This is a genomic window from Jidongwangia harbinensis, from assembly GCF_020216025.1.
In the GTDB taxonomy this organism is placed as follows: domain Bacteria; phylum Actinomycetota; class Actinomycetes; order Mycobacteriales; family Micromonosporaceae; genus Actinoplanes; species Actinoplanes harbinensis.
The window spans coordinates 16609-40660 of record NZ_JAIWNC010000001.1 but is presented as its reverse complement, the minus strand read 5'-3'; the positions used below and the strand labels follow the sequence as shown (position 1 = coordinate 40660).

At 74.2% G+C, this 24052-nt stretch carries 19 protein-coding genes and 1 pseudogene; 7 read left to right on the top strand and 13 right to left on the bottom strand.

Annotated elements, in window-relative coordinates:
• Positions 1 to 8: 8 nt before the first annotated feature.
• The 4 genes from LDL48_RS00180 to LDL48_RS00165 all read right to left on the bottom strand — a co-directional run bounded on the left by LDL48_RS00180 (position 9) and on the right by LDL48_RS00165 (position 6263).
• The gene (locus tag LDL48_RS00180) at positions 9 to 2171 is read right to left on the bottom strand and encodes a glycosyl hydrolase (protein WP_225252859.1); all 2163 of its coding nucleotides are present in this window, start codon (positions 2169 to 2171) and stop codon (positions 9 to 11) included.
• Positions 2168 to 2941 (bottom strand): HlyD family efflux transporter periplasmic adaptor subunit, encoded by a 774-nt coding sequence (locus LDL48_RS00175; protein WP_225252858.1) that lies wholly within the window; start codon positions 2939 to 2941, stop codon positions 2168 to 2170. The genes LDL48_RS00180 and LDL48_RS00175 overlap by 4 nt, the downstream gene beginning before the upstream one ends.
• A 34-nt stretch (positions 2942 to 2975) precedes the next feature.
• Entirely contained in the window at positions 2976 to 4589 is a 1614-nt protein-coding gene (locus LDL48_RS00170; protein WP_225252857.1) for a glycosyltransferase family 2 protein, read from the bottom strand.
• 1407 nt (positions 4590 to 5996) lie between these two features.
• On the bottom strand, positions 5997 to 6263 hold the full coding sequence (locus LDL48_RS00165) for a helix-turn-helix domain-containing protein (RefSeq protein ID WP_225252856.1): 267 nt from the start codon (positions 6261 to 6263) through the stop codon (positions 5997 to 5999).
• A 74-nt stretch (positions 6264 to 6337) separates the two neighbouring features.
• Between LDL48_RS00165 and map the strand changes: the two genes are divergently transcribed.
• Positions 6338 to 7183 (top strand): type I methionyl aminopeptidase, encoded by an 846-nt coding sequence (gene map / locus LDL48_RS00160; RefSeq protein ID WP_225252855.1) that lies wholly within the window; start codon positions 6338 to 6340, stop codon positions 7181 to 7183.
• A gap of 15 nt (positions 7184 to 7198) precedes the next feature.
• Here the strand turns inward: map and LDL48_RS45430 are convergent, their stop codons facing one another.
• On the bottom strand, positions 7199 to 7294 hold the full coding sequence (locus LDL48_RS45430) for a hypothetical protein (RefSeq protein WP_504785483.1): 96 nt from the start codon (positions 7292 to 7294) through the stop codon (positions 7199 to 7201).
• A gap of 135 nt (positions 7295 to 7429) precedes the next feature.
• Here LDL48_RS45430 and LDL48_RS00155 point away from each other — a divergent pair, with 135 nt between their 5' ends.
• A complete protein-coding gene (locus LDL48_RS00155; protein ID WP_225252854.1) occupies positions 7430 to 8581 on the top strand; it encodes an epoxide hydrolase family protein in 1152 nt (383 codons plus the stop codon).
• 57 nt (positions 8582 to 8638) lie between these two features.
• Here the strand turns inward: LDL48_RS00155 and LDL48_RS00150 are convergent, their stop codons facing one another.
• The 4 genes from LDL48_RS00150 to LDL48_RS00135 are packed head-to-tail and all read right to left on the bottom strand — an operon-like array spanning position 8639 to position 12195.
• A complete protein-coding gene (locus LDL48_RS00150) occupies positions 8639 to 9664 on the bottom strand; it encodes a maleylpyruvate isomerase family mycothiol-dependent enzyme (RefSeq protein ID WP_225252853.1) in 1026 nt (341 codons plus the stop codon).
• Positions 9661 to 10266: a sigma-70 family RNA polymerase sigma factor gene (locus tag LDL48_RS00145; RefSeq protein ID WP_225252852.1), complete on the bottom strand. Its 606-nt coding sequence runs from the start codon at positions 10264 to 10266 to the stop codon at positions 9661 to 9663. Before LDL48_RS00145 ends, LDL48_RS00150 begins: the two co-directional genes overlap by 4 nt.
• A 41-nt stretch (positions 10267 to 10307) precedes the next feature.
• Complete coding sequence (locus tag LDL48_RS00140) at positions 10308 to 10736, bottom strand: hypothetical protein (protein WP_225252851.1); 429 nt, start codon at positions 10734 to 10736, stop codon at positions 10308 to 10310.
• A 49-nt stretch (positions 10737 to 10785) separates the two neighbouring features.
• Positions 10786 to 12195 carry a DUF4331 domain-containing protein gene (locus LDL48_RS00135; RefSeq protein ID WP_225252850.1) on the bottom strand — a complete coding sequence of 470 codons (1410 nt, stop codon included), beginning with the start codon at positions 12193 to 12195 and terminating at the stop codon, positions 10786 to 10788.
• A 179-nt stretch (positions 12196 to 12374) separates the two neighbouring features.
• Between LDL48_RS00135 and LDL48_RS00130 the strand changes: the two genes are divergently transcribed.
• Positions 12375 to 13655 carry a tetratricopeptide repeat protein gene (locus LDL48_RS00130; protein WP_225252849.1) on the top strand — a complete coding sequence of 427 codons (1281 nt, stop codon included), beginning with the start codon at positions 12375 to 12377 and terminating at the stop codon, positions 13653 to 13655.
• Between the two features lie 642 nt (positions 13656 to 14297).
• Positions 14298 to 14783, top strand: a complete 486-nt coding sequence (locus LDL48_RS00125) for an inorganic diphosphatase (protein WP_225252848.1) — start codon at positions 14298 to 14300, stop codon at positions 14781 to 14783.
• A gap of 15 nt (positions 14784 to 14798) precedes the next feature.
• Here the strand turns inward: LDL48_RS00125 and LDL48_RS00120 are convergent, their stop codons facing one another.
• Together LDL48_RS00120 and LDL48_RS00115 are read right to left on the bottom strand one after the other, a co-directional pair.
• Complete coding sequence (locus LDL48_RS00120) at positions 14799 to 14984, bottom strand: PspC domain-containing protein (protein ID WP_225252847.1); 186 nt, start codon at positions 14982 to 14984, stop codon at positions 14799 to 14801.
• A 9-nt stretch (positions 14985 to 14993) separates the two neighbouring features.
• The gene (locus LDL48_RS00115; protein ID WP_225252846.1) at positions 14994 to 15170 is read right to left on the bottom strand and encodes a hypothetical protein; all 177 of its coding nucleotides are present in this window, start codon (positions 15168 to 15170) and stop codon (positions 14994 to 14996) included.
• Positions 15171 to 15293: 123 nt separating this feature from the next.
• Here LDL48_RS00115 and LDL48_RS00110 point away from each other — a divergent pair, with 123 nt between their 5' ends.
• The gene (locus tag LDL48_RS00110) at positions 15294 to 19211 is read left to right on the top strand and encodes a Pls/PosA family non-ribosomal peptide synthetase (protein ID WP_225252845.1); all 3918 of its coding nucleotides are present in this window, start codon (positions 15294 to 15296) and stop codon (positions 19209 to 19211) included.
• Positions 19208 to 20548: a M1 family metallopeptidase gene (locus LDL48_RS00105; RefSeq protein WP_225252844.1), complete on the top strand. Its 1341-nt coding sequence runs from the start codon at positions 19208 to 19210 to the stop codon at positions 20546 to 20548. Before LDL48_RS00110 ends, LDL48_RS00105 begins: the two co-directional genes overlap by 4 nt.
• A 48-nt stretch (positions 20549 to 20596) precedes the next feature.
• Here the strand turns inward: LDL48_RS00105 and LDL48_RS44940 are convergent.
• Positions 20597 to 21373: pseudogene (locus LDL48_RS44940) on the bottom strand (ATP-binding protein); the annotation flags it as partial.
• Between the two features lie 40 nt (positions 21374 to 21413).
• Here LDL48_RS44940 and LDL48_RS00095 point away from each other — a divergent pair.
• Entirely contained in the window at positions 21414 to 22532 is a 1119-nt protein-coding gene (locus tag LDL48_RS00095) for an ANTAR domain-containing protein (protein ID WP_225252842.1), read from the top strand.
• A gap of 14 nt (positions 22533 to 22546) precedes the next feature.
• Here the strand turns inward: LDL48_RS00095 and LDL48_RS00090 are convergent, their stop codons facing one another.
• Complete coding sequence (locus tag LDL48_RS00090; protein WP_225252841.1) at positions 22547 to 24043, bottom strand: acyl-CoA synthetase; 1497 nt, start codon at positions 24041 to 24043, stop codon at positions 22547 to 22549.
• Positions 24044 to 24052 lie beyond the last annotated feature (9 nt).

Sequence of the window (24052 nt, the reverse complement as noted above, 5' to 3'; positions counted from 1 at the left end):
CATGCCGGTCATCCGGCCGGCACCCCGATCACCCGCGGCGCGTCCGCCGGCCCGAACGCCAGCGTCCCCAGCGGTGCCGGCGCCGCGGCCTGCGGCGGGCCCAGGGCCACCAGCATCTCCACCCAGTACCGCACCATCGCCCGGCTGGTGCTCTCCTCCCGGGTGACGCCCGCGTCGAGCCGGCGCCGGGCGGCCGCCGGGTCGGACAGGGCGAGGTCGGCGGCGAACAGGTCGCCCCACACCCGGGGCTCCCGGCCGACGTCCCGCCGGCGGGCTTCCCCCGGCCCGCGGTAGAACGCCCCGGCGGTCAACGGCAGCAGTTGGATGCCGACCACGGACTCCGGCTTCGGGTCGAACCAGGTGGCAAAGTCGATCTTGGCGTCCCACACGATGCCCGCGGCCGTGTGCGCGTACCCGGCCGGGCGGGTCACCCCGGCACCGAGCCAGTACATCCGGGCCGTCGCCGCCTCCAGCGCGTAGTGCGCGACGCCGTACCCGGTCATCTCCGGCCGGCCACGCACCAGGCCCCAGCGGACCACCGCCTCCCAGGCCGCCACCGCCTCGCTGGACGACTCCTGGTTGTTGCCGTCCGCGAACGGCGCGAACCCGGAGGCGGCGGAGCTGCCCAGGTACGCGTTGAAGGCGCGGAACGGCGGCAACCCGCTCGGCGGGCCGATCGCGAGCGATCCGGCGTAGTCCCGGACGATCAGGTCGACCACGTCGCCGTAGTCGCGGGCGAACCCGGGATCGGCCGCCGCCAGCACGGCGGCCGCGCGGACCAGGTAGCCGTACTGGAAGTGGTGGTCGTTGTAGTCCTGGGCACCGAACTCGGCCGGCACCGCGATCAGCCCGCCCCACGTCCGGTCGTAACCGAAGTACCGGCCGTCGGACGGGCCGCCGTAGGTCAGCCAGTCGACCAGCTGCGGGCGGAGCCGGTCCAGCGCCGTCCCGCGCGGCGCGTCCGCGCCGGCGGCGGCCGCCACCTCCGCGACGGTCGCCAGCCGGCCCAGCTCCTTGAGCCCGAAGTAGCTGCCCCCGGCGCCGGGCGGGTCGGCCAGGTCGCGCTCCAGATCCGCGTGTACGGCCCGGGTCGCCGCCGCGCCCAGCGGCACCGTGGGCACGGCCGTGAGCAGCCCGGGCATCGGCACCCGGACCTGCACCGCGGCGGCCGCCACGAGCGTCATCGGGCCCCGGGAATTCGGGTAGCTGCCGGTCAGCGGCGCCGGTCCGGCGACCAGCCCGGCCCGTTGGTGCGGCAGCAGGGCCCACACCCCGGTCCCGCCGGCCCGCCGGGCGGTGAGCGTCTGGGTGACGGTGCCGGCCGTCGCGTCGTACGCCGCCGTGGCGGTGGTCTGCACGACCGGATCGCCCGTGCTGGCGCGTTCCCAGCTCGCCCGGTCGGCGCCGTCCGGGACCCGGGCCACGGCCAGCCGCTCACCCGTCCCGGTGACCGTGGACCCGGCCAGGGCCAGGCCGGCGCCGAGGACGTCCCAGCGCCCGCCCGCGATGTCGAGCCGGGCCCGGCCGGCCGAGCTGCCGGCGTCGCGGAAGGCGCCGGTCAGGGTGGGCACGGCGCCCCGGAAGCGCAGCCACAGCACCGGGCTGCCCTGCACCAGGGTGGCCTCGACCGAGCCGCCGCCGGCCAGTCCGACCCGCAGGACGACGTGGAAGGCGCCGTAGCCGGCCACACTGACCGCCCCGGTGGCGCCGCCGACGGTGAGAGCGGGCTGGAACGGGGTGATGACGGCGTTCGCCGAGGCGGTCACGTTCGCGCCGCTGACCTGCAGACCGGCCGCGGCGGCGTGCACCGCGAGCGGATGGGTCCAGATCGGCTGGGTGCGGGGGCCGGTCAGGGCGGAACTCCACCACTGGTTGGTCGGCACCGCCTGCCCGGCCAGGGCACCGGCCTGGGCCGGGCCCTTCGTCGGGGCCGAGCCGGCCGGCAGGGTGCCGGCGATGCTGCCGCGGCCGGTCACCGTGGGCACGGCGAGCGGCGTCGCCGCGGCCTCCTGCGCGACCGGGCCGGACCGTGTTCCCCCGGCCTCCTGCGCGACCGGGCCGGACCGGGTCCCCGCGGCCGGACCCGGCGGCGGGGTGGCCGGCCCGGACGTGCACGCGCCGAGCGCGGCGAGCGCCACGACCGCGGTCAGGACCGATCGCCGGCGACTCACGCGCTGTTCACCGCGGGGGTGCCGCCGACGGCCGTGGTGGTGTCCACGACCACGGCGAACCGCAGCCCCGGCACCAACGTCCGCACCGTCGCCAGAGCGGCCGGGTCGGGCCGCAGCACCACGGTGAGCCGGTCCGGGGCGGCCGCCGCCTGGCCCTTGTCGACCTTCGGCTCCACCTTCTCCAGCGTGGTCTCGATCCGCCCGGGCAGTCCCGGCCCGGTCACCTGGGCCGTCATCCCGAGCCGCAGCTTGCGCAGCGTCTCCAGCGGCACGTCCACCTCGAACGCGAGCTTGGCCGGGTCGTACAGGGTGACGATCGGCTCACCGGCCCGGGCGATCTGCCCCGGTGCCACGTTGATCTCGGCGACCACGCCGGCGGCGGGGGCGCGCAGGTTCTGCACCCGGGGACCGTCGCCGTCCGCGGTCAGCGTGATGGTGGCCAGGACCGCGCCGGCCGTCACGCTCATCCGCTCGGTGGCCAGCAACCGGGTGACCACGGCGGCGTCGGCGGACCCCACGGTGATCGGCTGGGCGGTCAGCACGGCCGTGCCGGTGTCCACCATGGTCCGTTCGGCGAGGCGCTGCCGCACCACGTAGGTGCCGCCGGTGACGGCCGCGGCCGTCAGGATCATCACCACCACCACGGTACGCAGGACGCGCAGGGCCCGGCGCAGCCGGTGGCGCGGTGGCGGCGGGGGTGTGGCGCCGGGGCTCTCCGGCACGGTGGGGCTCTGGTCCTGGTCGATGGCGGCGTCGATGGTGGTGGTCATGGTCGTGCCTCTCTCGGCGGGGGGGTGGCCTGGGTCAGGCGGCGGCCGCAACGGACTGCGGCTGGGGGTCGAGCCGTCCGCCGATCGGCGGGTACAGGTGCGCGGGCCGCGCGGCCGGGGCCGCGGTGCGGTGCCGGATCCGGCCGCCGGTGACCGACTCGATGATCATCCGGCCGAGAACCAGGACGATCATGCCGGCCCACCCGACGGACAGCCAGGTCGGCGCCGGGTCCGCCATCACGAGGACGCCCACCACGATCGCGGTCACGTTCAGCAGCAGCAGTGCGACCAGGGGCATGACCGCCCACAACGACCGGTCGGCGCGGCCACCGGCGTTGGTGACCTTCCACTTCGCCGGCCGGCCGATCAGCACGCCGCCGAGCGCCCGCAGATGCACCGGCACCGCGCCGATGCTGGCCACGATCGCGGACAGCTTGAACCCGCCGGACTGCAGCCAGGTGACCAGCAGCACGGCCGCCTGGAACGGCAGGTAGTGGGTGGCCCAGGCGACCCCGTCGGCGCGGATCGGGCTCAGCGCGAACAGCAGATAGAGCGCCGGGAAGAACATGAACGTCAGCATCGCCACGGACAACAGGTAGTGCGTGCCGCAGAAGAGATACTGCAGGCGCTGGTCGATGGTCAGGCCGATGCCGCGCTTGAACAACCGCCCGCGCAGCAGTACCTCGAAACTCCCGCTGGCCCAGCGCAACTGCTGTTTCAGGTACGACGGGACGTCCTGCGGTGCCAGGCCCCGGGCCAGCACCTGCGGCACGTAGATCGACTTCCAGCCCCGCTTGTGCAGCTCGATGGACGTCCAGATGTCCTCGGAGTTGCTGCCCGTCCAGATGCCGCCGATGCTGTCCAGCGCCACCCGGCGGAACATCACGTTCGTGCCGACGCAGAACGCGGCGTTGAAGTGGTTCTTGCCCGGGCAGACCAGCTCGTAGAAGATCCGCTGCGCCTCGCCGGAGCCGGTGGCGACCAGGTTCACGTTGTTCGTGTACGACTGCGGCGACTGCACGAACGCCACGTCCGGGTCGTGGAAGTGCGGCAGGATGCTGAGCAGGAAGCCGGGCTCGGGCACATGGTCGGCGTCGAAGATCACCACGAACTCGCCGTCGGTGCGGGCGAGCCCCGCATTGACGTTGCCGGCCTTGGCGTGCGCGCCGCCCGGGCGCCGCAGATAACCCACCCCCGCGTCGTCGGCGATCCGGCGCAGTTCGTCGCTGTCGCCGTCGTCGAGCAGAAAGGTGCGGTGCGGCAACTCCATGTCCCGGGCCGCGAGCAGCGTGCGCCGGACCAACGTGGGTTCCTCGCCGTACGCGGTGATGAAAACGTCGATGGACGGCACGTCGGCGCCGGCCCGCAGTCGATTGCGCCAGACCGTGGCGTCCACCGGCTCGGGCCGGTCGTCGTGCGCCAGAATGGTCCACCAGGTACCGATCAGATGCAGCGCGGTCAGCCCCTCGGCGGCCAGCATGGTGACCCACAGCCAGCCGGGACCCCGATACGCGGGATTGAGCAGGAACAGCTGGTAGAACACGGTGGCGGCGAGCGCCGCGATGATCGCGACCCGCGTCGAGCGCTGCAGCGGCCGCCAGGCCAGGCGGGCTCCGGCCCGGACCGGTGGTGCGGACGATGCCGTCATGAAGGCTCCCGGAAACGTTGATATCGAGCGTCGTGACATCGGCGTCGCTATCAGGGAACAGCAGCGCTTCGGGATGCGCGAGTCCTGGTCACCACATTTCCGTCGGGTCACGAACCTTAGGCCGGAATGGAATGCAGGATTTGCTTCGGCGACATTTCCCGGACGATGCGGAATGGTGCCTGAGGCGGCTTTCCTCGGTCCGCCGGGTTACCGAGGTGGAAAATCGGTAGGGCGCGGTTCTCCGTCCGCGGGTGGCGCGGTGAGCGACGTTACAGCGGTGCCGGATCGGCGATCAACGCTGGCGAAACGCGGACGAAATCGTGGCGGTATGCGGGGCGGGGGTTGGTGAAGTGCGCGCCGACGGGTGGCTCGGCGCCGATGGGCAGCTCCCGATGCCCGGGCTCCCGATGCCCGGGCTCCCGGTGCCTGGGCTCCCGGTGCCCGGTGCCCGGTGCCCGGTGCCCGGCTCTCGGTCCCCGGCTCCCGATACCTGGCGCGCAACTTGCCCGGAATGCCGCCTTGTTCCGACGAGGTCTTGGAGGCGTCGGCAGATACTGGCGGCGCCACGCCCCCAGAGAGAGGGGCCGGCGCGCGCCAAGAACTGGGCCGGCCTCCAAGATTTATCGCGCACCGTCATTCACGGAACGGCCCGCACGTCACCACGATGCGGAGAAGCCCGACCTCGGGCCCTCCGCAAGAGCTTCCGCTCCGGCGGCGCCAACCGGCACCTGCCCCGGCGCGCCAGTGCCCGAACTGTCGGCTTCGTCTGCCGCCTGACTATCCGTTCGGGCGCGGGCGAACTCCACCCATCCGCCGACGCCCGCCGCTGTGGGGACTTGCGGCATCCACCGCACCGGAATTCGGCACGCGTCGGCCGTGCGTGTGCGTTGTGGGGACTTGCGGCATCGACCGCACCGGAATTCGGCACGCGTCGGCCGTGCGTGTGCGTTGTGGGGATTTGCGGCATCGACCGCACCGGAATTCGGCACGTGTCGGCCGTGCGTGTGCGTTGTGGGGATTTGCGGCATCGACCGCACCGGAATTCGGCACGTGTCGGCCGTGTGTGCGTGTTGTGGGGATTTGCGGCATCGACCGCACCGGAATTCGGCACGTGTCGGCCGTGTGTGCGTGTTGTGGGGATTTGCGCCATCGACCGCACCGGTAAACCACACGCGCCCGCGAAGATCTCGTCGAGGCGCGGTGGCATATCGGGCAAAACCGCGTGCCGGGCGAAAGTCGCGTGCCGGACAAGGCGCCGGGTCAGGACGACGCCACATATCGTCACCCGGGGCGAGACCATGTGCACCGTCAGGCCGGTGTCCACGGCGAATGCCGGGGCGCGACGCGGGATTGGCCGACTCGGGGCGTGCCGGCTCGGCGGCCGTGGGACCTGCTCGCGGTCGGTGCTCAGGACGCCTGGCGGATGCGCATGTCGGCCAGCCACACGTCGGCCAGGTCGCCGAGCGGGACGTCGAGGGCCTGGCTCAGGCAGACCACCGTGCCGAACGCCGGGGCGGGCAGCCGGCCCGCCTCGATCTTGCGCAGCGTCTCGGGGGAGATGCCGGCCGCCAGCGCGACCTCGCCGAGGCTGCGCCCGGCCCGGGCGACCCGGAGGGCGGCCCCGAGGCGCTGCCCCGCGGCGATCTGTTCGGCGGTGAGTGGTTGGCGAACCATGCCCGCAGGATACCCGCCGAACGCCTCCGGCCCTGCGTGGTATAAAAATACCGCAACCGGAGAGGGAGGCTGTCGTGATCGAGCTGAAGTCCGCCGAGGAGATCGGCCGGATGGCGGTCGCCGGGCAGTTCGTCGGCGAGTTGCTCGCCGAGCTGAGCGGCGTCGCCGCGGTCGGCGTCAACCTGATGGAGATCGAGCGCCACGCCCGCCGCCGGATCGAGGAGCGCGGTGCGGAATCCTGCTACTGGGACTACGCTCCCTCGTTCGGCCGCGGCCCGTTCCGCAACGTGCTGTGCCTGTCGGTCAACGACGCCGTGCTGCACGGCCTGCCGCACGACTACCCGCTGCGCGACGGCGACCTGCTCAGCATCGACATGGCGGTCGGCATCGACGGCTGGGTCGCCGACTCCGCGCTCTCCGTCATCGTCGGCACCCCCGACCCGGCCGACCAGAAGCTGATCGAGGCCACCGAGGTCGCGCTGGAGGCCGGCATCGCCGCCGCCCAGCCCGGTGGTCGGCTGGGCGACATCTCCGCCGCGATCGGCGAGGTCGCCCACGCGTACGGCTACCGCGTCAACGACGAGTTCGGCGGCCACGGCATCGGCCGCACCATGCACGAGGCGCCGCACATCCCCAACCAGGGCCGCGCCCGCCGCGGCATGAGACTCGATCCCGGCCTCACCGTCGCCATCGAGCCCTGGTTCTGCCGTTCCACCGACCGCATCATGTTCGACCCGGACGGCTGGACGATCCGCTCCGCCGACGGCTCCCGCACCGCCCACTCCGAGCACACGGTCGCCGTCACGGCTTCCGGCCCGCAGGTCCTGACCCGCCGTCCCGGGCACCGCGCCACCGCCGCCGATGCCACGAGGGCCGCCGCCGCGGAGGTCACGAGGCCCACCACGTTCCTGCCGGGATGACGGCCGGTGTCCGGGTCAGTGGTCCGCGCGCGGAATGAGAACCCAGAGGACGAGGTACCCGAGTTCCCCGACGCCGAAGAGGCCGAACAGCACGAACGCCACCCGGACCAGCCCGCGGGTAATGTGACGCTTCAGCGAGAAGGGAGGTGAGCCCGGTGCACGTCCAATGTCACGTCAGGGCGCTCCACCCGGCCGTCCCGGCCCGCTGATCCTGCACCGGGGAGCGTCCTCCTGATCGGAGGAACAATGACCGTCTCCCCGTTCCGCATCGACGTGTCCGACGAGGTCCTCGACGACCTGCGGACCCGGCTGGCCCGGACCCGCTTCACCGACCGCACCGGCGACCGGCCGTGGCAGGCCGGCGTGGACCCCGACTACCTGCGAGACCTGGTGTCCTACTGGGCCGAGAGGTTCGACTGGCGGGCCCGCGAGGCCGAACTCAACGCCCTGCCGCAATTCCAGGTCCGGATCGGCGGCCGGCGCATGCACTTCCTTCACCTGCCCGGCACGCGGCCGGCCGGCGCACCGGCGCCGCTGCCGCTGCTGCTGAGCCACGGCTGGCCCAGCAGTTTCGTGGAGATGCTGCCGCTGGCCGATCGCCTGACCGACCCTGCCAGATACGGGAGCGACCCGGCAGACTCGTTCGACGTGGTGGTGCCCTCGCTGCCCGGGTTCCTCTACTCGGAGCTGCCGGAGGGCCCACTCACCTGGGCGTCGATGGCGCGGACGCTGCACCTGTTGATGACCGAGGTGCTCGGCTGTCCGCGGTACGGCGCCTTCGGCGGCGATGTCGGCGGCGTGGTCACCGGCTGGCTGGGCGCGCTGTACCCGGAGCAGGTAACCGGCATCCATCTGATCCACCCACCGTTGCCGGCCCGCTTCGACAGCCATCCGATCTCCGTGGCCGAGCAGGCGCATCTGGATGCCCTGGCGGCGTACGACGAGACCGACGGCGGCTACAGCGCCATCATGGAGACCCGGCCGGACACCATCGCCGCGGCGCTGACCGACTCTCCGGCCGGGCTGGCCGCCTGGCTCGTCGACAAGTACCGGGACTGGAGTGACAACCACGGTGACCTGGAGAGCCGTTTCGACCGGGACACCCTGCTCACGATCATCACCCTGTACTGGACCAGCGGTGCCATCGGCTCGTCGTTCCGGCAGTACGTCGACGCCGGCCGCAACAGCGCGCGACCCGACATCACCGTGCCGGCCGCGTTCACGGTGAGCGCCGAACCCGCGTGTGCCGGCCGTCCCCGCGAGATGGCCGAGCGCGCCTGCACCGATGTCCGGCACTGGAGCGAACCCGGCCGGGGCGGGCATTTCATGCCGCTGGAGGAGCCGGATCTGCTCGCCGCCGAGCTGAGGCGGTTCTTCACCTCGCTGCGGGCGGACTGAACCGGTGCACCGCACGCGCGGACCGCCACCGCCTCCTGACCGGTGTGGCCGTCCGCGTCACGGAACGACGGCCATGGCGGGCACCGCCGCCAGGAACTGTCGTGCCACGGCGGTGTCGCCGCGGACCTCGACCGGCACCCGTGCCGGATCGCGCCGGTCGCCGGCCAGGCGGCAGAACTCGACGACGTCGACGGAGATCACCGCGGCCGGCCGGCCCCGGCCGGGCACCGTCGCGCGGAGCGGCACGGTCCACGAGCCGCCGCCGTCGCCGGTGAGGTGCAGCCGCACGGACCGGTCGTGCGGCGGCGGGACGTGCCGGAACAGGACGTGGGGGAGTATCCGGGCGGCCAGGTCGGCCATGGGGTGGAGGTGCTCGGGGAGCGGCGGAAGGGGCCGGCGCCCGGCCGCGGCGGCGATGTCCTCGCCGTGGATCCAGGTCTCGAAGGCCCGGGCCGTCAGCGCGTCCACCAAGGGGACGGGCCGGTCCAAGGTCACCGTGACGGTGCCGGGCGCGGCCTGCCCCACCAGCGCGTGGCACAGCGCGTCGGCCTGGGCCCGCCAGGACTGCCGGACCCGGTCGACCGGCCACCCGCGCTCGGCATGCAGCACGGCCGCGGTACGCGCGGCGAGCGTCTCGCCCGGCACCGCCGGCGGCCGGACGGTCAACCCGAGCCCGGCGGCGACCAGCCCGTCGCTGGCGGCCAGATGCACCACCAGGTCACGCACGCTCAGCTCGCCGTACGCGGCGATCCGCGGCCAGTCCCGGGGCTCCAGGCCGGACAGCAGCAGGTCCAGTGCCGCGACCTGGGCGGCGTACGGGGCCGCGTACCCGGGGACCGCGGTCGCCGGGGGGCGCCGGCCGGCGGCGGCCGCGCGCAACCCGGCGAGCCGACCGGGCGGCGGGCGCAGGTACGCGCCACCGAGATCGGCGGCGGCCTCCCGCAGTTCGCCGGCCTCCCGCGCACAGGCCGGGCACCCGCCCAGGTGCGCCTCGACGAGGTCCCGCTCCGCGGGCGAGCAGGCGTCCAGCGCCCACGCCGCGATGAGACCGACGACCGTCGAGTGGCTCTGCGTGCCGGTCACGGTCCCTCCCCGTCCTGAGCGTGGATGCTCTGCAGCGCCACGGCCAGCCGCCGCAGCCCTTCGCGCAGCCGGGACTTGGCGGTGCCCTCGGGTACGCCCAGTTCGACCGCGACCTCACGGTAGGTGCGGCCCTCCAGGTACGCCAGGGTGACCGCCCGGCTCAGGTGCTCGGGCAGGGCCCGTAACGCGGTGCCGAGCCGCTCGGCCGCGTCGGCGTCGGACACCTGGTCGCCGACCGGATCACCGTGGCCGAGGGGCTCGGCGTGCAACCGTCCGTCCAGGGTGGTGCGGCGATGGGCCTCCTCCCGGCGTACCAGGTCGACCGCGCGACGGTGCGCCATCATCGCGACCCAGCCGCGCAGGCTGCCCTTGGCGGGGTCGAAGGCGAGCGGACGCTGCCACACCGCCAGGAACACCTCCTGGGTGACGTCCTCCGCGGCCCGGCGGTCCCGGGTCACCCGCGCGGCGATCGTGTACACCAGGGAACTGAACCGCTCGTACAGATCGATGAAGGCGGTCTCGTCGCCGAACACGAGCCGGTCGCGCAGCCTCGCGTCGTCGCGGGCCGCACCGGTGGAACGCTGCTGCAACAAGGCGCTCACCCCTACCTGGCCCTCACCTTAGGCCCGGCCGGCCGGCCGTGTCACCGGGCGCCGACGCACATCTTCTCCAGCCGGTCCGTCGACGCCGCGACGTCGTCCAGGTAGCGCGGTTCGGCGGTCCGGCTGTCCAGCCGCAGGCGCAGCTGGCCGATGGCGAGGACGACGGCGTCCATCGGCTCGCGCACGCCCGGAGCGGCGGCCGGCCGGAGCGTGACGAGCCGGTCCTGCACCCGGCGCAGTTCGGTGCGGTCGGCCGCGGACAGCGCCGCGACGTCGCCGCGGTGGGTGAGCCGGGCCAGCGAACGTACCGACTCGGCGGCGTCCCGGCAGGCACCCGGCCGAAACTGGTCCACCGCCGGCAGGACGAGCCGCGGCGCAGGCGGCGCACTGCGGCGGACGATCAGCGCGGCCGTTCCGATCAGGACGGCCGCCGCGGTCAGGGCGACCGCCACGAGGATGGGACGCTTCACGATGGGCTCCCTTCCGGGGCGCCGCCGTGCGGCGCCCCGGGTCGTCCGGTCAGTTCTGGTTCACCGCGATCACGTTCGGCAGCGCGACGTACGGGAACGTCGTGCGGAACGGCACCGCGTTGCCGTCCACCGCGTCGCCGAGCCCGTCGACCGCCGCCGGATGGTTTGGCAGCAGCACGCCTTCGGCCACCCGCAGGGTGACGTCGGTGACGTCGTCGGCCAGCCGGCGCCCGTTCGGGAACCCGGCGTTGTCGCCACCGAGCACGCCCAGCCGGTTCGGGGTGGCCGACGGCGGCACCGACATGTTGAGCCGCAACTGCTCGCTGGGCACGAACCGGGCCGGGTCGGCGTCCCGGTTGAGCCGCTGCGAGTTCAGGTCCACCGCGACCGGCCCGCAGGCCCGGCACAGACCGGTGAGGAACACCTCGACGAGGTCCTGGCGGGGCGTGGCCGGCGCCGGAATCCGGTAGATGCCCTCGATCAGGCGCGGCACCTCGGGACTGGTCACGAACGGCAGGAACCGGGAGTCGTTGCGCGGGGCGGTCGCGTTGAACTCGTCCTTGCGGCCGACCGGGATGACCACCTCGTTCACCAGCGGCATGCCGAGCCGGGACACCTGCTGCCAGCCGCCGTACCGCTCGCGGTTGTTCTGCGTGTCGACCACCTCGACGCGCTGCCGCGAGGTGGTGGACCAGATGCCGACGACCGGGTTGCGGGCCGCGTCGCCGCGCAGCGCCAGCGCGTTCCGGGGCACCTGGATGGCGAGCGTGTTCGTGTTGTAGCCGCGCACCGTGTCCTGTCCGACCTCGGAGAAGTCCCCGCCGTACAGCAGGTCGAAGATCCGCAGGTCGAGGAAGAACGGGTCGTCCGCCTGGCCGGCGAACGTGCGGCCGCCGCCCGGCAGCGCGGTGATCGCCGCGTCGGCGAGCGCGCCGTAGTTCGGCATCGACGCCCGGCCCACCCGGGACGGCGCGACCCGGCCGTTGTTCACCAGGACGGTGCTGCCGGACGCGGTGACCGCCTCCAGCCGGTAGGTCTGCCGGTAGTTCAGGTCCGGGTCGTCCAGCGAGGTCACCACGCCGGTGTTGTAGAGGAACGTGTTCCGGTTGCGGTAGGTGTCGGTGAACGTCCACCGGTAGATCAGGTCGGCCCGGGCGTCGCCGTCGTTGTCGATGTTGATGTCGTACGCCGCGTCGGTGGCGAACGGGTAGAAGTTCGGCCCCCCGTTGGGCTCCTCGAACGGCACCCAGTTGGCGATCATCGTGACGGTGTCCGGGGCGTCCGGGCTGACGAACGCGTACACATCGGTGTTGTCCAGTTGCGGTTCGCCGGCGACCAGCGGGGCCTCCCGGTGGCTGGACGCCTGCGACACGGCCGGCGCCAGCGCGGCCAGGCAGGCCGCGGCGGCGAGGGCCGCGACGGCGCCGGACGCCGGTCTGCGGCTTGGGCGATGGAGCATGTGGTCCTCCTCCACGGAGCCGGTGCGGCCCATCAGCGGGCCACGGTGGCTGTCGGAGGTCGTTCGCAGGCGGTGCACCGGGCGGATGAAAGGAGTCGGCTTGGCGACTGCGCGTCATCCGGGCGGCGGCCGGGTGCGAATCCCCTCATCGACGACACCCGCCGACCAAGGAGGCGCCCATGCGCCGCGTGACCATGCTCCTCGTTGTCCCCGTCCTCGGAATCGCCCTCGTGGTGACGGCCGGCGCGCTGCTCGCACCGTGGCGGGACCGGGCGCCGGTGAGCCGGGACACCGCCCGCGACACCGACCCGATCGCCGCCGCGCAACGCCGGCTCCAGCGCCTGCCCGGCGACTGGAACACCTGGGCGGAACTGGGCCTGGCGTACGTGCAACGGGCCCGGGTCACCGGGGACCAGGCCGACTATCCCCGTGCCGAGCAGGCGCTCGGCCGGTCGCTGGAGATCCGCCGGAACGACAACGCCGTCGCCCTGGCCGGCCTCGGCGCGCTCGCCGCCGCCCGGCACGACTTCCCGGCCGCGCTCCGGCACGGCCGGGCCGCGCTCGCGGTGGACCCGTACCGGGCGGCCGCGCTGGGCGTCGTCGCCGACGCCCTGACCGAGCTGGGCCGCTACGACGAGGCGTTCCGGACGGTCCAGCGGATGGTGGACCTGCGGCCGGACGCCGCCTCGTACGCCCGGGCGTCGTACACCTGGGAACTGCGCGGCGACGTCGGCCGCGCGACGGACGCGATGCGCCGGGCCCTGGACGCCGCCGCCGAACCGGCGGACCGCGCGTTCGCGCGCCGGCACCTGGGCGAGCTGGCGTTCGGGACCGGTGACCTGGGCACCGCCGCCACCCACTTCACCGAGGGGCTGCGGCTGCTGCCCGGCGACCCGCCGCTGCGGACCGGTCTGGCCCGGGTACGCGCGGCGCGCGGCGACACCGGGGCGGCCATCGCCGAGTTCCGTGCCGTCCTGACCGCGGTGCCGGAGCCGGCGTACGTCGCCGAGCTGGGCGACCTGCTCACCGCGGGCGGCGATCCGGTGGCGGGGGCGGCGGAACACGCGCGGGCCCGGGCGGCCTGGGCCGCGGAGGCCGCCACCGGTCACCCGCCGGAGGCCGACCCGGTGCTGTTCGCCGCGGACCACCGGGACCCGGCGGCGCTGGACGCCGCGCGCCGGCTCTACACCCGCCAGCCCGGCATCGCCGGCGCGGACGCGATGGGCTGGGCGCTCCGTGCCGCGGGCCGGCCGGCGGAGGCGCTGCGCCACGCCGACCAGGCCCTCAAGCTGGGTACCCGCAGTGCGCTGGCCCACTACCACCGCGGCATGATCCTCGCCGACCTGCGGCGGACGGCGGACGCACGCGCGGAGCTGGAGACGGCGTTGCGGCTCAACCCGTACTTCTCCACCCGGCACGCCCCGATCGCGCGCGCGACGCTGGCTTCGCTCGGCCGCTGAACCTGTGGGACGACCGGAAACCTTGTGCCCCAGTGCCCGGGCGGGCGGCTGCAACGCGACGGGAACAGCACCGGCTGGAGAGCGCCGCCGGGCGGCTCTTCGCGGCCGGGATGCGCCGTTGGGTGGTCACCGCCGTGATCCTGCCGACCGCGGGGGCGCTGGCCTCCGCGGGCTACGTCGGCGTCCCCACCGTCGGCGGCTGGCCGGCCATGAACGACCGGATCCCGCCCGGCACGCTGGTCAGCTTCCTGCTGTTCCCGCCCGGCCTGTTCGGACCGGTGTGGACGGTCGGTCAGACGTTCACGGCGCTGCAGAACACGAAGGCGGGCCTGGTCCGCCTGTTCGGGATCTGCGGCGCGGAACCGGCCATCGCGGACCCTCCGGCCGTCTGCGCCCCTCTCGGAGGTGGTGCGGGCGGCTTGACGGAGCCCCGGCGACAGACCGCGAAGGGCCCGATCAGCCGCAGATGGAGATCGGCCGAGGTTGCCGCGACATGGGCATCTCCCTCCCGGCTCGCCATTGGACCAGGGGCTTTACACCGGAACTGCACGGATCCGTTCATCGCCGTCCTCGCACACTCGCGACCTTGGCCGTGGTGCGCGTACGGTCAAGCTGCTCGCACCGTCGAAGGGCAGGGCAGTCGTGGAATTCGACGTCACGATCGAGATTCCCAGGGGTTCGTCCAACAAGTACGTCGTCGACCGGCCGACCGGCCGGATCAGGCTGGACCGCACGTTGTTCACCGCGACCCGGTACCCGGCCGACTACGGCTTCATCGACGACACCTCGGGTTCCGACATCGACGCCCTGGACGCGCTCGTGCTGGTCCGGGAGCCGACGTTTCCCGGCTGTCTCATCCGGTGCCGGGCCTTCGGCGTGTTCCGGATGCACGACGAGCAGGGGCCGACGCCGAAGGTGATGTGCGTGCCGGCCGGTGATCCGCGGCTGACCCATCTGCTCGACATCGGCGACCTGGACCACTTCTACCGTCTGGAGATCCAGCACTTCTTCCTGATCTACAAGGCACTCGAACCGGGCAAGAGTGTCGAGGTCGAGGGGGACGCCTGGGCCGGGCGGGACGTCGCCGAAGAGGAGATCCGCCGCGCCCGGCGGCGCGCGGTGGCGTGACGGGCGGTGTGCGGGTCAGCGGTCCGAGCGCGGGATCAGGACCCACAGGACGAGGTACACGAGTTCCCCGACGCCGAAGAGCCCGAACAGCACGAACCCCACCCGGACCAGCCCGCGGGACAGGCCGAAACGGTCGGCCAGGCCGGCGCACACACCGGCGATCATCTTGCCGTGACGGGGCCGCACCAGGTTTGTCTGCATGGCAGTTCCTTACCCGCCGCCGCGCGCCGCCACACCGGCCGGCACGCCCGCCGTCCGATGGTTGCTCGGCGGCCACCGCGCCATCATGCAGACCCGCCCGGACACCATCGCCACGGCGTTGACCGGCTCGTCCAGCCGGGTCACACCGGCCGGATTCCGAAGCGGGGCCGGTGTGGCGATGGACACGAATGCGCCACTTCCCCGACACGTGGCGGTAATACCACGTAGCGTTGAGGGCTGCCCCGGGCGGGACCGCATACCGCACGCCTGGTAGACGCTGACCCGTGAGGTGAAGATGGTGCACGCCCGGTGACCGTGACGACGACCGTACGGCAACCGGTGGCACTGCCGCCGTTGGTCACCGCACCGGCGGCCCCGGCGTTGTTCCGGTCCTCCGCGGCACCGGTGCGCCGCACGCTGGTCGACATCCTCGACGCGACCGTGCACGCCCACCCGGGTGCCCGCGCCCTCGACAACGGCACCGCGGCGCTGACCTACCGCGAACTGGCCGACGAGGTGGAGGCCGTGCGCGTCTCGCTGGCCGGGTACGGGATCGGCGTGGGCGACCGGGTGGGCGTCCGGATCTCCTCCGGTACGACCGACCTGTACCTGGCGATCCTCGGCGTGCTCGCGGCCGGTGCGGCCTACGTGCCGGTCGACGCGGACGATCCGGAGGAACGCGCCGAACTGGTCTTCGCCGAGGCGGGCGTCTGTGCGGTGCTCGGGGACGGGCTGGCGTTCACGCCGCGGCGTACCCCCGGGGGCCGGACCGCCCGCCCCGGCCCGGCGGACGACGCCTGGATCATCTTCACCTCCGGCTCGACCGGCACCCCGAAGGGGGTCGCGGTCAGCCACGGCGCCGCGGCGGCGTTCGTCGACGCCGAGGCGCAGCTGTTCCTCGCCGGTGAGGCCAGCGACGCGATCGGCCCGCGGGACCGGGTCCTGGCCGGTCTGTCGGTGGCCTTCGACGCGTCCTGCGAGGAGATGTGGCTGGCGTGGCGGCACGGCGCCTGCCTGGTGCCGGCCGCGCGCTCCCTGGTCCGCAGCGGCGTCGACCTCGGCCCGTGGCTGGCCGAGCAGCGCATCTCCGTGGTGTCCACCGTGCCCACGCTCGCGGCGCTGTGGCCGGACGAGGCCCTGGAGGACGTCCGGCTGCTGATCTTCGGCGGGGAGGCCTGCCCGCCGGAGCTGGCCCAGCGCCTGGCGGTCGAGGGCCGCGAGGTGTGGAACACGTACGGCCCCACCGAGGCGACCGTGGTGGCCTGCGCGGCGCGGATGACCGGCGACGGGCCGGTCCGCATCGGGCTGCCGCTGGCCGGGTGGGACCTCGCGGTGGTCGACCGGTCCGGCGACCCGGTTGCGATGGGCGACACCGGCGAACTGGTGATCGGCGGGGTGGGGCTCGCCCGCTACCTGGACCCGGCCAAGGACGCCGAGAAGTTCGCGCCGCTGCCCGCGCTCGGCTGGTCGCGGGCGTACCGGAGCGGCGACGTCGTCCGGGCGGAGCCGGAGGGCCTGCTGTTCCTCGGCCGCGCCGACGAGCAGGTGAAGCTCGGTGGCCGCCGGATCGAGCTGGGTGAGGTCGACGCCGCGCTGCAGGCGCTGCCGGGGGTCGCCGGTGCGGCCGCCGCGGTGCAGCGGACCGCCGCCGGCAATCAGCTGCTGGTGGGCTACCTGGTGCCGCGCGAGGGGACCGCGTTCGACGCGGCGACGGCGGCGCTGCGGATCCGCGAGCAGCTGCCGGCCGCGCTCGTGCCGCTGCTGGCCGTGGTGGACGCGCTGCCCACCCGGACGTCCGGCAAGGTGGACCGGGCCGCGCTGCCCTGGCCGCTGCCCACCGCCGAGGACGCGGCGGACCAGCTGACCGCCACCGAGGCGTGGCTGGCCGGCGGCTGGGCGGAGATCCTCGGCGTCCGTCCCGCCGACGCGGACGCGGACTTCTTCCACCACGGCGGCGGCAGCCTGAACGCGGCGCAGCTGGTGGCCTGGATCCGCCGCCGGTACCCGCAGGTCTCGGTGGCCGACATCTATCTGCACCCGCGGCTGTCCGGGCTCGCCGCGGTGCTGGACACGCTCGGCACCGCGGCCACGACCCGCCGGGAGGTCCGGCCGGCGCCGCGGCGCGCCGGGCTGGTCCAGGCCGTGCTGACCGTGCCGATGCTGGCGCTGGTCGGGTTGCGCTGGCTGACCGTCCTGGCCGCGCTGGGCAACGTCCTCGCGCTGGTCGCCCCGGCACCCCGGGTGCCGGCGGCGTCCTGGTGGTGGGTGGCGCTGGGCTGGGTGCTGCTGTTCAGCCCGCTCGGCCGGATCGCCGTGGCGGCCGGCGCGGCACGGGCGTTGCTGCGCGGCGTACGCCCGGGCAGCTACCCGCGCGGCGGCAGCGTGCACGTGCGGCTCTGGGCGGCCGAGCGGATCGCCGAACTGTCCGGCGCCACCAGCGTGGCCGGCGCCTCCTGGCTGATCACCTACGCGAAGGCGCTCGGCGCGCAGATCGGCCCGGACGTCGACCTGCACTCCGCACCGCCGGTCACCGGCCTGCTGAAGCTCGGCCGGGGCGCGGCGATCGAGCCGGAGGTCGACCTGGCCGGCCACTGGGTGGACGGGGACGTCGTCCGCATCGGCAAGGTCCGGGTGGGCGCCGGCGCCCGGGTCGGGTCCCGCAGCACGCTGATGCCGGGCGCCCGGGTCGGCAAGGGCGCCCGGATCGGCGCCGGCTCGACCGTGGCCGGCGCGGTACCGGCGAACCAGCGCTGGGCCGGCGCACCCGCCGCGCCCGCGGCCAAGGACCCGGCCGGCTGGCCCGCGCAGCGCCCGGTGCGGTCGCGCTTCCGGTCCCGCTTCTGGGCCATCGGGTACGGCCTGACCGCGCAGCTCCTCGGCCTGGTGCCGGTCGTGGCCGCCGTGCCCGCGCTCGCGCTGCTCGGCTGGACGCTCACCGTCCGGCCGGCCCTCGGTGCGGTGCTGGCCGCGGTCGCGGTGGCGACCGTCGCCTACGTGCTGAGCTACGCGCTGATCGTGCTGGTGACGGTCCGGGCGCTCAGCATCGGGCTGCGCGCCGGCTACCACCCCGTGCAGGGCCGGGTGGCGTGGCAGGTGTGGGCCACCGAGAAACTGATGGGGATGGCCCGGGTCGGGTTGTTCCCGCTCTACGCCAGCCTGTTCACGCCGGTGTGGCTGCGGCTGCTCGGCGCGAAGGTGGGGCGCGGGGTGGAGGCGTCCACGGTGCTGGCGCTCCCGGCGATGACCACGATCGCGGACGGGGCGTTCCTGGCCGACGACACCATGGTCGCCACGTACGAGCTGAGCCACGGGTGGCTGCGGGTCGCCCCGGCCCGGATCGGCAAGCAGGCGTTCCTCGGCAACTCCGGGATGGCGGCGCCCGGTCGTTCGGTGCCCAAGCGCGGCCTGGTGGGCGTGTTGTCGTCGGCGCCGCGCAAGGCGAAGAAGGGATCCTCCTGGCTCGGCGCGCCGCCGATGCCGCTGCGCCGTACCGTCGAGGCGGCGGACACCAGTCGCACGTTCGACCCGCCGCGGCGGCTGAAGCTGGCCCGGGCCGCGATCGAGCTGTGCCGGATCGTCCCGGTGATGTGCGCGGGCGCCCTGGCGACCGGCGTCCTGGTCGTGCTCGCCACGGTGGGGCAGGCCGCCGGGTGGTGGGTGTCGGCGCTCGTCGCCGGGCCCGTGCTGCTGGCCGCGGCGCTGATCGCCGCGGCGACCGCGACGGCCGCGAAGTGGCTGCTGGTCGGCCGGTTCCGGGTCGCCGAGCGGGCGCTGTGGACGTCCTTCGTGTGGCGCAACGAGCTGGCCGACACGTTCGTCGAGGTGCTCGCGGCGCCGTGGCTGGTCCGGTTCGCGACCGGCACGCCGCTGCTCGCGGCGTGGCTGCGCACGCTCGGCGCGCGGATCGGCCGGGGCGTCTGGCTGGAGACGTACTGGCTGCCCGAGTACGACCTGGTACGCCTGGGCGACGGCGCCACGGTGAATCGCGGCTGTGTCGTGCAGACTCACCTGTTCCATGATCGGGTGATGAGCATGGACGACGTGACACTGGGCGCCGGGGCGACACTCGGCCCGCACGGCATCGTGCTGCCCGGGGCGAGCATCGGTGCCCGGACCACGGTCGGCCCCGGTTCGCTGGTGACCCGCGGCGACGCCGTGCCGGCCGACGGCCGCTGGCTCGGCAACCCGATCGCCACCTGGCCGGCGCCGGCCGCGCGCCGGGCATGACCCCCCGGGCGCCGGGCTTCGGCGGTGCCACGCCCGGTGCGGACCGCTCCACCGACTCGTACCTCCCCGAGCACGGCAACGGGGGATACCAGGTGCTGCACTACGACCTCGACCTGGACTACCGGGTGGTGTCGAACCGGCTCGCCGGCCGGGCCGTGCTCACCGCGGTGGCGGTCCAGCCGTTGTCCCGGTTCACCCTCGACCTCGGCCGCCTGCGGGTCCAGGACGTCCGGGTGGACGGCCGCCCGGCGAAGTACGCCCACCGGCCGGACAAGCTGCAGATCCGGCCGGAGCGGCCGATCGGCGACGGGGACACCTTCCGGGTGGAGATCCGGTACGCCGGCAAACCGGTGCCGGTCTCCGGCCGGTGGGGCGACCTGGGCTGGGACGAACTCACCGACGGGGTGCTGGTGGCCAGCCAGCCGAACGGTTCACCGTCCTGGTTCCCGTGCGACGACCAGCCCGGCGCCAAGGCCACCTTCCGGGTGGCGGTCACCACCGCCTCGCCGTACGCCGTCCTGGTCACCGGCGATCCGGTGTCCCGGCACCGCCGGGCGGGCACCAGCACCTGGTTGTACGAGCGGCACGAGCCGACCTCGCCGTACCTGATGAGTGTCCAGATCGGACGGTACGAGATGGTGGACCTGGCGGTGGGCGGCGTGGTGCAGCGCGCCGCGGTCCCGCCCGCCCTGCGCCGCCACGTCGCCCACGACTTCGGCCGGCACGGCGAGATCATGGCGGCGCTGCAGCGGTTGTTCGGGACGTACCCGTTCCGCGAGTACGTCGTGGTGGTCACGGACGACGACCTCGACGACCCGGTCGAGGCGCAGGGCATGGCGGTCTTCGGGCGCAACCACGTGGACGGGCGGCGCACCCACGAGCGGCTGGTCGTGCACGAACTGGCCCATCAGTGGTTCGGCAACAGCCTCACGGTGGCCGACTGGCGGCACATCTGGCTCAACGAGGGCTTCGCCACGTACGCCGAATGGTTGTGGTCCGGCGTCTGCGGCGACCTGCCGGCGGACGCCCTGGCGGCGCAGTGGTACGCCCGGGTCGCGGCCCGCCCGCGCGACGTCGTCGTCGCGGACCCGGGTGTCGACCGGATGTTCGATCCGCTGGTCTACAAGCGCGGCGCGCTCACCGTGCACGCGCTCCGGAAGCGGGTCGGCGACGAGGCGTTCTTCGCGTTGCTGCGGGCCTGGGTCGCCGAGCACCGGCACGCGACCGTGACGACCGAGCAGTTCCGCGCGCACGCCCAGCACTACGCCCGGGAGCCGCTGGACGACCTGTTCGCGGCCTGGCTGGACCGCCCGGCGCTGCCCCCGCTGCCGCGCTGACGCCGGTTCGACCCGGCAGCCGGCCAGCCGGGCCGGCTCGGCGATCACCGCGCGCAGGCCCGCCTCGTCCATCGGGCCGACCAGCACCTGCCGGTCACGCAGCGCGGCGACCAGCCCGGCGTGCCGCGCGCAGTGCGCGTAGAAGTCGGCCCGCACACCCGGCACCACCCGGGCCCGGCCGGCGCAGCCCTTGGCGACCGCGAGCAGGCAGTCCAGGAACCGGGTCCGGGTCCGCTCGTCGCGGCAGAGCGTGAACACCTCCTCGAACTGGTCGATGACCAGCACCAGACGGTGCCCGTCGGCCGCCTGCCGTATCACCGGCCCGATCGCGGCCGGATCGGCGCGGAGCGTGGCGTACAGGTCGGCGGCCGCACCGCCGGTCGCCCGGGCCAGCGCGGCGGCGAGTTCCTGCACCGGTTCCGCGCCGGGGGTGAACAGCACGGTGGGCGGGTCCAGGGTGGGCAGCAGCCCGGCCCGCAGCAGCGACGACTTGCCGCTGCCGGACGCGCCGAACACGGCCGGCAGCGGGGCGGTGTCCAGCCTCCCGGTCAACTCGGCCACCAGGTCCGCGCGGCCGAAGAAGCGGTCGGCGTCGCCGGTGTCGAAGGTGGACAGCCCGAGGTACGGCGAGTCGTCGCCGGACGGCTCCCGGCCGCCGCCGCCCCCGCCTGCTCGGCCGCGGACCGATTGTCCGGCATTGATTGATCGATGCGAAACCCCGCCGAACGGTCTGCGGGAGTCGTGATCCCGGCGCGGTGGAGAGCCCCGGACACGGGAGGGTGACCCTGGCGCCGCGGGCGTACGCTCGATGGTGGTCCACCACACACCGGTGACGCTGGCTCGGTCGATGGCAGGTGAGGGCGGAATGAGCAGGTCCCGTCAGCAGGAGGTCACCGAGGCGCTGGTGGACCTGTCCGACACGCTGGTCGTCGACCTCGACGTGGGGGAGTTCCTGCGCCTGCTCACCGGCCGGTGTGCGCAACTGCTGGACGTGCGGGTGGCCGGCGTCCTGGTGGCCGACGCGCGCGGAAAACTGCGGCTGGTGGCGGCCTCGTCGGAGTACACCCGGCTGCGGGAACTGTCCGGCCTCGGCGCCGCGCCGGGTGTGCTGTGCTTCGCGACCGGTGCGCCGGTGTCGGCCGACCTGGCCGAGCACGACGCGCGGTGGCCGCGGTTCAGCCGGCGCGCCCGGGCCGGCGGCTTCCGGTCGGTGCACTCGTTTCCGATGCGCCTGCGCGGGCAGGTGATCGGCGTGCTGGACCTGTTCCGGGACCGGGCCGGGCCGCTCGGCGCCGGTGACGCGCGCCTGGCGCAGGCACTCGCCAACGTCACCACGGTGGGCCTGCTGCAGCACCGCGGCGACGTCCACCGGCGGGTGCTCGCCGAACAGCTGGAGCATGTCACCGCCACCCGGGTCCTGGTCGAGCGGGCCGGCGGGGTGCTGGCCGAGCGACTCCGGATCGACGCCGACGCCGCCCTGGACGAACTGCACCGCCACAGCGCCCGCACCGGCCGCACGCTGCGCGAGACGGCCGCGGCGATCGTCGGCGGCGACCACGTCACCGGCCCGGCGCGCACCGCCGGGCCGGCCGATCCGGTCCTGCTGGTCCGGGCGTTCGACCGGGCCGGCCTGGCCTCGCTGCGTGCCCTGGTGCGCGGCCGGCTGGCCGCGGCGGGCCTGCGCAACCTCGCGTTGTACCGGTTCCTGCTGTCGGTACACGAGGCGGCGGCCAACGCGGTCGTGCACGGCGGCGCCGCTGGTCGGCTGTGGCTGTGGCGTCACGGGGACAGCCTGTGGTGCGAGATCAGCGACGACGGTCCCGGTCTGCCGGACGACGTACGGCCACCGTTCCGCCCGTCCGGCCCGGGGTCGCCCGGCGGACGGGGACTGTGGCTGATCAACGAGAACTGCACCAGCGTGGACATCGCCGCGGGCGCCACCGGCGGGACCCGGCTGCTGCTGCGCTACCTCTTACCCGGATAGCACCCCGCGGCCGGTCAGCGGCGCAACGGAACGGCGCGCAGCGACGCCTTGCGGACCTTGTTGGAACCGGTCCGGGGCAGGGCGTCCACCACGTCGACGTAGCGGGGCACCTTGTAGCGGGCGAGGCGGCCGGCCAGGAACGCGCGGATCTCCTCCGCGTCCACCCGGTGACCCGGCGCCGGCACCAGGAAAGCCCGGCCGGTCTCACCCCAGGCCGGATCGGGTACGCCCACCACCGCGGCCTCGGCCACCGCCGGATGCTCGAAGAGCGCCGCCTCGACCTCGGCCGGGTAGACGTTCTCGCCGCCGGTGATGTACATGTCCTTGAGCCGGTCGACGATGTGGAACTGGCCGCGTTCGTCGACGATCGCGATGTCGCCGGACCGGAACCAGTCGCCGGCGAACGTGGCGCTGGTGGCCTGCGGATCGTTCCAGTAGCCGGGCGTGACGTTGGGGCCGCGGACCACGACCTCACCGGGCTCGCCCGGGCCGGCGTCGCTGAGATCGGGGCGCACGCACCGGACGTCGGTGAAGAAGACCGGTGCGCCGGCCGAACCGGGGTGGCCCGCCGCCTCCGGGGCCTCCAGGAACGTGGCGCCGGGCGCGGTCTCGGTCATGCCGTAGCCCTGGCAGAACGCGAGATCCCGGTCCTGGAACGTGCGGATCAGCGCCTCCGGGACGGCCGCGCCGCCGACCAGGAGCCGGCGGATCGAGCTGAGATCGGCGGACGGCCAGCGCGGGGAGGCGGCCAGCGCGGCGTACATGGCGGGTACGCCGAACATCCAGGTGATCCGGTAGCGGGCGATCAGCTGGTAGCAGTCGTCGACGTCCCAGGCCGGCATGATGACGGTGCAGCCGCCCTTGAGGATCGTCGGCAGCAGGCACTGGTGCAGCGCGGCGACGTGGAACAGCGGCGCGCTGACCAGGGTCACGTCGTCGCCGGCGACGTCCACGCCGACGAGCAGGTTGTAGGTGTTCCAGACGACGTTGGCGTGGGTGAGCACGGCGCCCTTGGGCCGCCCGGTGGTGCCGGAGGTGTAGAGGATGCAGGCCGGGTCGTCCGGAGCCACCGCGACGTCGAGCGGGGTGCCGGCACCACCGGCGAGCCAGGCCTCGTACTCGCCGAGCGGGACCGCGGTGAGTGCCGGCACGCGCTTGCTGGCCTGGACCGCCGGCGCGCACTCGGGAGCGTGGACGAGCAGCCGCGCGCCGCTGTGGTCGAGCATGTAGTCGATCTCCGGCGCGGCGAGCCGGAAGTTCAGCGGGACGAAGATGCCGCCGGCCGCGTAGGTGGCGAACATCGTCTCCACGAAGGCGGGGTGGTTGGGGCCGAGGTAGGCGACCCGGTCGCCGGGCCGCACACCGGCCTCGCGCAACCGGCCGGCGAGCCGGTTCACCCGGTCGGCGAGCTGGGCGTACGTGGTGGCCTGCCCGGCGAAGACGAGGGCGGTGCGCTCGGGGGAGATCCGGGCGCGCCGGGCCGGCCAGGTACCGAGTCCCGCGTTCCGCATGGCGGCGGC